Source organism: Aquiflexum sp. (genome assembly GCF_041749095.1).
Classification (GTDB): domain Bacteria; phylum Bacteroidota; class Bacteroidia; order Cytophagales; family Cyclobacteriaceae; genus Aquiflexum.
Map to the genome: position 1 here is coordinate 1 of NZ_JBGTCA010000271.1, position 7,879 is coordinate 7,879.

The following is a 7,879-nucleotide window of genomic DNA, read 5'->3' on the forward strand; positions in this document are numbered from 1 at the left end:
GCCAATCTGCTCTGGACCTTACGGGAAAGATTGCAACTGACCGGTACAAAATATGGCTGTGGGGTTTCCCAATGCGGGGCCTGTACAGTTCATTTAGATGGCAATCCGGTGAAAGCCTGTGTAATACCCTTGTCATCTGTGAAAGGCAAAGAGGTCACTACCATTGAAGGCCTATCCAAAGACAATTCCCACCCTTTGCAGAAATCATGGATTTCGGAACAGGTACCACAATGTGGCTATTGTCATTCCGGTCAGATCATGCAGGCAGCGGCATTGTTGAAGAAAAACCCAAACCCTAACAGTCAGGAAATCATCAAGCACATGAATCCTATACTCTGTCGATGTGGCACTTATGTGAGAATAATGAAAGCAATAGAAAAAACCATCCAAAATAGCTGATCATGGAAAATGAATTGAAAGAAAATACGATTTCGAGGAGAAAATTCCTGAAAAGAGGTGGTGGTTTGACTTTTTTGGTAGCAGGAATTGGGATCCCTGCATTTGTCCGGAAAGATGAAAAATCCATTGCCAACGAGGTGAAGGCGTCTGCTTGGGTGCATATCAGTACAGATGGTACGGTGACAATATTCAACCCTGCTGCTGAAATGGGTCAGGGTACGATGACCGCTTTGCCGGCAATAATCGCGGAAGAAATGGATGCAGACTGGTCCAAGGTAAAAATCGAACATTCACCTGTGGAACCCGAAATCTATGGGATCCCCTGGGGAGGCGGTGGAAGAGGTGGAAGTATGTTGACTGTTGGAAGCAGATCTGTAAGTGGTCATTTTGAAAATCTCAGGCAATCCGGTGCTCAAGTGCGGTTTGTGTTGATTAGCAATGCTGCTGAAAAGTGGGGAGTAAATATCGATGAACTGGAAACCGCACCTGGAATGGTCATTCATCCCAAAACAGGCAAGAAAATATCTTATGGTGAAATTGCTTCATTTGCAAAATTCCCGGATGAATTGCCCGAGATTCCTGTGAATAAACTGAAAAAAATAGCTGACTTCAGGTTGATAGGCAAAGATTTCCAAAGGTATGACATCCCTGCAAAAGTAAACGGATCAGCGATCTATTCCATGGATATCCATGTTCCCAACATGGTCTATGCCATGATCAACCGATCGCCTGTAAACGGTACCAAGCCTGAGTTAAAAAATGAAGATGATTTAAGAAAAATATCGGGATTACTGGAAATAGTTAAATTGGATTACGGAATCGGATTCATTGCCAATAGTATGGAAGCAGCACAACAGGCAAAAAATAACGCAGAAATCAATTGGACAGGTCAGTCCAAAGCAGAAAACCATAACAGCCAATCTGCTTACCAGGAATATGAAGTATTGGCAGAATCAGGCAATTCCGGCAATATGGTGGCAAGTATAGGGGATTTCTCCAGGGAAATTCCCAACACCAGAAAAGTGATCCGTGCGGATTATAAGAATGATTATGTCTATCATGCCCAAATGGAACCACTTAATGCCGTCGCTTGGGTTAAGGATGGTCAGGCAGAAGTATGGGCCGGTACCCAAGGGGCGGATGGTGCAAGGTCGGCAATCGCCAATCACCTTGGCATTGATTTCAAAGCAGTGAATCTCCATCCCTGTTACTTGGGTGGAGGGTTTGGTAGACGATCAATGAATGATTATATTCTGGAAGCAGTTGACCTTTCCAAAGCAGTTAATCTGCCTGTGAAATTGATTTGGACCCGAACAGATGATATTCAGTTCGGAGCATTCAGACCAATCTCCCTACAGCGGTTGGAAGCAGGGATAGATGCATCAGGTCAGATCAAAGCCTGGAAACATGTAGTGGTAGGTACAGGAGGAGGTTTGCTCGGTTCCGGTGCGGATATTCCTTTTTATGACATCCCAAATAAGCATATCGAAGTCAGAAATATTGACCATGGAGTCAGGACCAAACACTGGCGGGCTGTGGGGCACGGCCCCAACAAATTTGCCATAGAAACCTTTCTGGATGAAATTGCGATTGACCAAAAAACAGACCCCTTGGAATTAAGGAGACAACTGATGAAAAATCATCCACGGGAACTCAAAGTCTTAGAAACTGTTGCCAAAATGTCCAATTGGGGAGAGAAACTCCCGGAAGGCAGGGCAAGGGGAATTGGCTTCGCCGAACGTAGCAATTCTCTGACAGCGGGAGTCTGTGAGATTTCACTGGACCGAAAAAGCGGAAAAATCAAAGTCCATAAAATCTGGTGTGCCTTGGATGCAGGTATTGTAGTCCATCCTGACAATGCCAAAGCCCAGGTGGAAGGTTCATTGGTCATGGGACTCAGCAGCGTGATGATGGAAAGCATCACCTTTTCCAATGGTGAAGTCCAACAGAGCAATTTTCACGATTACCCCATATTACGGATGGAAGATGCTCCCGAAAGCATTGAAATCGAAATCATTCCCTCCACCGAAAAACCAACAGGCATCGGCGAGGCAGGTCTGCCTTTTATGGGTGCAGTAGTTTCTAATGCATTTGCCGCACTGACAGGAAAGCGATTGAGACACATGCCCTTTACACCACAAAAGGTGTTGGAGGCTTTGGGATAGTCCTACTATATCTTGTGAAATGGTCTAAAAACCTGCCAGGTTTTTAACCGATGATCTGTGAATCTGTAGCATTTACACCTCTAAAACCTGGCAGGTTTCTTCCTTCAAAAATTAACTTGACAAAGTTGGATTAACCTTTACTTATAATTTCTGTAAGCATATTCAGCACGCAGATACAGATGATTCCCCAAAGAATCAACTCTGTAACTCTCTCTTTTTGCCGGAAAAAATATTCCTGTAGAATTGTCCCATTCTACATTATACACCAAACTGAAATGGTCTGAAGTTTTGGTTTTGTAGGAAATTAGTCTAAAAGTTTCGGGATCAAAAAAATACCACCAAATGTCTGTTTGAGGGTTGTCAGGATCTCCATCTACCACTTTGACAGTCTCAACTGACCTCCCATCAGATAGTTTGGATAATCCAATATAAGTAAGATTTTTACCTTCATCCAGCAAGTCAAAAGGCTTGGTCATGACATAGTATGCTGCATCAATATCCTTTTTTTTGCTGCGAAGAAATCCTTCATTTAGAATTTCATTTTCACCCATCAAATATTGAGTTCTTATTCCATCAAATATCACTTTGTGGGTGATGCTGTCTTTTTCCCAGGACATTTTTGCTTCGAAATAAGGTCTGAGTCTGAACTCATTTTGTTGTAAGGAGTGAGATTCAATCTGCCCATCTTCAAAATACAACCAACTTTCTTTCTCCATGGAAAAAACCTGTAACCTGTCCCAGGCCAATTGTCCTCCATGTGCTTCGATGGATTTTTCAATGAGTGAAACCGCTTCTTTATCTCTACCGGAAGAACAGCTTAATAAAAATATCGGTAAATGTATTATAACTAAGAGAATATTATTTTTCATATTATTAAATTTTTCCTTAAAAATAGGTAAAGTACGATACAACGAATAATAACTGTGGAAGAGTTTGTAGAAGAATCAATTGAGCCGGAATCAGTTTTATTTTCGGATAAAAACACTTCCAAAGTAGACCTTGAAAAATTAGTGGTGGAGCACACCAAGACCAAATGCTTGTTTTTAAATTATAATTATATATATTTCGTAAAAATATTTTTTTGGAACTTTTAAACAAACCTTAAAAGAAACCACTTGGGAATCCATCACATGATCACATATAAATATTTACAAAACTACCTCAATGAATTTGTATACAAGCTAAACCGAAGATATTTTGGTGAAAATTTTTTTGCCGATTGGTTGTTGTAGCTGTTCATCCATACGTGCAGTAATGCGGATAAACATAACAAAATGAACGATTTAGAAAAATATTTCAGGGAGAATAAAGGCCGTCTGATCCATAAATGGATTCATTATTTTGATATATATGAAAGGCATTTTTCAAGGTTTAGGAATAAGGAAATTACCATCCTTGAGATAGGCGTTTCACATGGAGGAAGCCTTCAGATGTGGAAAGAGTACTTTGGTCCAAAAGCCAAGATTTATGGTATAGACATCAATCCTTTGTGCAAGGAATTGGAAGAGGATAATATCAAAATATTTATAGGTTCTCAATCAGACCCCAAATTTCTAAAAGAAGTCAAAAAAGCCATTCCTACCGTTGATATTTTAATTGATGATGGTGGTCATACCATGGAACAACAAATTGTTTCTTTTGAAGTTCTATTTGACCATGTTCGGGATAATGGGGTTTACCTTTGCGAGGACCTTCATACCTCCTACTGGCCGAAATTCGGAGGGGGGTTCAAAAGGGAAGGTACTTTTATTGAATATAGCAAGAATTTTATTGATCAATTGAATGCCCACCACTCCAAGGAAAACGACCTGAAAGTCAACAATTTTACCGAAAAAGTGGACTCAATTCATTATTATGACAGTATTTTGGTGATCGAGAAGAAAAATAGAAAAAAACCTCACGATGAACAAACGGGTACACCTAGTTTTGAAATTCCCAAAAAACTTAAGAAAAGCCTCGCAGAGGTTCAAAAAACATCTAGTAAAGTGGGAGTCAAAAATAAGGGAAATATATTAGAAAGATTATTTGGAAGAGGAAAAAGCCAAAGCTGAACTAATAAAACTGATTAGGTTTCTGGGGGTCGGGCTCCACATTAGAACATCTATCCTATATTATTCTGATTTAAAGCTTTTAAAATAGATTAATTGCAATTCCTTGCAGTTTATTTGATTTTTTTTGAACCATACGGTAAGCAAGCGCTCAGCAATAAAACCGATTATTCTTTTTTGGTACCCAACATATTTTTTCATATCCGTTCTTCTCTCAAATTCAAAAATCATATCAAACCACCATTCCATGAAACTTTCATAATGGGGGTTTTTGAGTATGCATATATTATTTGCATATAGACTTTTCCCTCTTAACACAGCTTCAAAGGCCTCGAGGTATTCCGGATATTTTTCCATCAGAATTGATCTCAAAAGGTATAGGTCATGGATATCATGATAACGGCGGTAATGCTCTTCCACGGTATAATTTAAGCTTCTGGCCTGAGGTAAAACACCATCATAACGGCTAAAAATTTCCAACAGCTCCTTTTTGGTTAATATTTTGGATTTAAAATTTTCAACATCCTTGGTATAAATCAGTCCAAATCTTTTCTTACCAATACCTACTATTGGATATAAATAACGTTTCAATTGATAAAGAAAAGGCTCAGGATGCACTGTAAAAAACCGGCGATAGTGACATACACCTGTAATGTGGTGATGGGTATTTTTCCAAACCCAGTATATCCCGGTTAATTCACTGAAATAACGGTTTTTATCAGAAATGTTTGCATGGGTATCATCCCCTATGTATGGCTCTTTTTCCTTGGCGAAAAAATTTCCCGACATTAATGGTTTATAGAAGCCGTCATTTTTTACTATGGTTCCTCTTTTATAATGAATTACATAAATATTTGCATCAATATTATCCATACAAAATTTCCTACTTTTTCATACTTGTCAGTTCCTGTATTAATTGTACAATTTTCCATTCCCGGTGACCATGTTTTAACAATAAAATATCCCATTTTAATCTTGGCCTAAGAAAATCCATTATCCATCTGTTTTTCATAATGATTTTCTTTTTTATAAGGGGATAGCCGGATTCAATCAAACTGGCATACTGATTATGGCTCAAATTAATGTCCTTTTTAATATTGTTTTGTAATTGAACAATTTTACTGTCATAAAAACTTCCTACAGACAAGCCTGATTTAACCATATACTGCGTAATACCTATTTCCCATTTATCAATTACCTTTCGGCGCAATAATTTTTTATTCTCTTCCTGAAAAAGGTGATTGAGATTTAGAGACTGGAAAAACCCGGGAAGCAATTCTATGGCCTTTTTATTAAAAACAAGAAAATGACTTTGAATATGATAACTGTCTTGATGGGACGAAAACCAGGGTTCTTGATAAGAATCTATTAAGCCCCAAAAATCAAATGAATTCACCTTCCCCCATTCAAATATGCGGTCCAATACGTTGAAAAGGATATTTGAATCATTAATGCAGGCTATTTGGCTATAATTATCCAATTCCAGGGTTTGAAACGCTTTGTAAAACATCCCCAGATCATAACCTTCATTGGTTACTTCCTGAAGACGAATTTTGGAATGCAGCTCACCTACTCCTGAATGGATTGCCCTTTTGTTTGTCACCAGGATAATTTCATCAAAATGTCTGACCAATTCCTTTAAATAGATTTGGACGTATTTAGGGATAAAATTATCATTACTGAAATGTATAAAAACACAAAGCTTCATTTTTTTTTGCTTTATCATTATTAAATTTTATTTGTTTCCGCATGGTTGCAAGTAACAAATTTTAACAACAAATGTCATTATGTTGCAGGTGTATGTTACAGGTTGTTTCTCGTTTAAAGATAAGAAACATAATGACCATATTACAAAGCATGCAGTATATCTAAAGCTGACAAATTACTCACTGGCGGTTACGGATTTTTTTCTGATTTTCTGATCTAATATCACATGGAGGAACATGCTATAACATAATATCAAAATATCCTCGAATTTTCAACAGTTTGGAATTATTTTTGGTCTTTAGCCAATCTGAAAAACCATATCGATGCTCCCATTAACCAGTGTTATTATCCCTTGTTACAATCAGGCTCTTTTTTTGGAAGAAACTGTAAATTCTGTCCTCAACAGCAATTATTCCAATTTCGAAATAATTATTGTGGATGACGGCAGTCATGACCATTCAGCTAAGATTGCTCTTAAAATCCATGAGAAACATCCTGAAAAGATCCATGTCATCATGCAGGAAAATGCAGGCCCGGCAAATGCAAGAAATGTAGGCATCAAAGCAGCTAGGGGGAAATATATCCTGCCATTGGATGGAAATGACAAAATCAGTAAGGATTACATCGAAGAGGCGGTTACAATTTTCGAAAAAAACCAAAATGTCAAGGTTGTATATTGTGAGGCAGAAAAATTCGGAGACAAATCCGGGCAGTGGAAACTCAAACCTTTTTCCAGAAAAGCATTGGCATTGGACAATATGATCTTTGTTTCCGCACTTTATAGAAAAAGTGATTGGGAAAGATGTGGAGGATATGATCCCCGAATGACTTGGGGGGAGGATTGGGAATTTTGGATCAATATGTTAAAATCAGGAGGGGAAGTGGTCAAGCTTCCCATCACCGGTTTTTATTATAGAATCAGAGAAGGATCAAGAAGAAAATCCACCGATAAAGAGGCAAAACAAAAAACCATTGACCTCATCAACGAAAAACACATCGATTTCTTGAAAGAACAGATCGGAGGCCCCCTCCGAAACCCCCGGTCCTTGTCAGAGGTGATCAATAAGGTGAGCGGGTGGTTTTAGCAGGGAGGAAGGATGAAGGAAAGAAGGTAGATTTTAGATTTGGGCAGGGGGAAGGAGAAAGGATAAATAAAGGATGAAGGATGAAGGATGACATTTAGGACTGAAAGCTATTGTGTTGATATTGGAATTTACCGATTCTAGACTCTCGCTTCTTGGTTCTGGTTTCTCGACTTGGCTCTCGCTTCTTTTCTCGTTTCTCGCTTCTCGCTTCTCGGATCTCCCTTCTTGGTTCTTGTTTCTTGGCTCTTGTTTCTTGTTTCTTGTTTCTTGGCTTTTGGTTCTAATTTATCGCTTCTCGGCTCTCGCCTCTCATTTCTCATATCTCACGTCTCATATCTCATATCTCACGTCTAAAAAAAATCATGCAAATTGGAATAGACAGTTTTGCCGCAGCTTCCATCGGGGATGGAAAAAATAAAAACGAAAACAGCGCATTAGCCCTTTCGGAACTTTTGGAGAGAATTGAATATGCTGA

At 38.7% G+C, this 7,879-nt stretch carries 7 protein-coding genes and 1 pseudogene; 5 read left to right on the forward strand and 3 right to left on the reverse strand.

The genetic code is table 11. The features are described from left to right. On the forward strand, nucleotides 1-399 hold a 399-nt coding region (locus ACEW8O_RS12785), incomplete at its 5' end, for a (2Fe-2S)-binding protein (RefSeq protein WP_373495015.1). Nucleotides 400-401: 2 nt separating this feature from the next. Next, nucleotides 402-2,564: a molybdopterin cofactor-binding domain-containing protein gene (locus tag ACEW8O_RS12790; RefSeq protein WP_373495016.1), complete on the forward strand. Its 2,163-nt coding sequence runs from the start codon at nucleotides 402-404 to the stop codon at nucleotides 2,562-2,564. Between the two features lie 137 nt (nucleotides 2,565-2,701). Here ACEW8O_RS12790 and ACEW8O_RS12795 read toward each other — a convergent pair whose 3' ends face one another. Beyond that, nucleotides 2,702-3,433 carry a hypothetical protein gene (locus ACEW8O_RS12795; RefSeq protein WP_373495017.1) on the reverse strand — a complete coding sequence of 244 codons (732 nt, stop codon included), beginning with the start codon at nucleotides 3,431-3,433 and terminating at the stop codon, nucleotides 2,702-2,704. Nucleotides 3,434-3,658: 225 nt separating this feature from the next. Between ACEW8O_RS12795 and ACEW8O_RS12800 the strand changes: the two are divergent. Together ACEW8O_RS12800 and ACEW8O_RS12805 are read left to right on the forward strand one after the other, a co-directional pair. Beyond that, nucleotides 3,659-3,819, forward strand: a pseudogene (locus ACEW8O_RS12800) (transposase); the annotation flags it as partial. Between the two features lie 19 nt (nucleotides 3,820-3,838). Next, nucleotides 3,839-4,615, forward strand: a complete 777-nt coding sequence (locus tag ACEW8O_RS12805; protein ID WP_373495018.1) for a class I SAM-dependent methyltransferase — start codon at nucleotides 3,839-3,841, stop codon at nucleotides 4,613-4,615. Between the two features lie 60 nt (nucleotides 4,616-4,675). On the opposite strand, the gene ACEW8O_RS12810 is transcribed toward ACEW8O_RS12805, so the two are convergent. Continuing rightward, nucleotides 4,676-5,485, reverse strand: a complete 810-nt coding sequence (locus ACEW8O_RS12810) for a DUF4422 domain-containing protein (RefSeq protein ID WP_373495019.1) — start codon at nucleotides 5,483-5,485, stop codon at nucleotides 4,676-4,678. Nucleotides 5,486-5,495: 10 nt separating this feature from the next. Beyond that, nucleotides 5,496-6,338: a rhamnan synthesis F family protein gene (locus ACEW8O_RS12815; protein WP_373495020.1), complete on the reverse strand. Its 843-nt coding sequence runs from the start codon at nucleotides 6,336-6,338 to the stop codon at nucleotides 5,496-5,498. Between the two features lie 304 nt (nucleotides 6,339-6,642). Here ACEW8O_RS12815 and ACEW8O_RS12820 point away from each other — a divergent pair, with 304 nt between their 5' ends. Next, nucleotides 6,643-7,404, forward strand: a complete 762-nt coding sequence (locus ACEW8O_RS12820; RefSeq protein ID WP_373495021.1) for a glycosyltransferase family 2 protein — start codon at nucleotides 6,643-6,645, stop codon at nucleotides 7,402-7,404. Nucleotides 7,405-7,879: the final 475 nt, after the last annotated feature.